Source organism: Priestia sp. SIMBA_032 (assembly GCF_046535215.1).
GTDB lineage: Bacteria > Bacillota > Bacilli > Bacillales > Bacillaceae_H > Priestia > Priestia aryabhattai.
In genome coordinates this window covers 1-228 of the sequence record NZ_JAWRXD010001735.1, presented here as the reverse complement: position 1 = coordinate 228, position 228 = coordinate 1, and the positions used below count along the sequence as shown (strand labels likewise).

The following is a 228-nucleotide window of genomic DNA, read 5'->3' as shown; positions in this document are numbered from 1 at the left end:
CACGACACCCCGAGCCCCTCAAGCGACGCCCGCACCGAAGCCGTGTCCGGCAGCATCGGGTCGTAGCCGAGCACCCGCCCGAACAGCGGACCCGCGACCCGCGCGAACTCCTGCCCGATCTTCCCCAGCCCGACGATCCCCAGCGTCAGCTCGCTCAGCCGTGGAGGCGCGAACGGGGCCCGAGAGTTCCACCGCGACGTCGTGGCCGACGCCCTGTAGAAGGGGAGC

At 72.4% G+C, this 228-nt stretch carries 1 protein-coding gene; it reads right to left on the bottom strand.

What is annotated here, in order from left to right; translation table 11 throughout:
- On the bottom strand, positions 1–228 hold a 228-nt coding region (locus tag SB717_RS40145), incomplete at both ends, for an NAD(P)-dependent oxidoreductase (protein ID WP_410908975.1).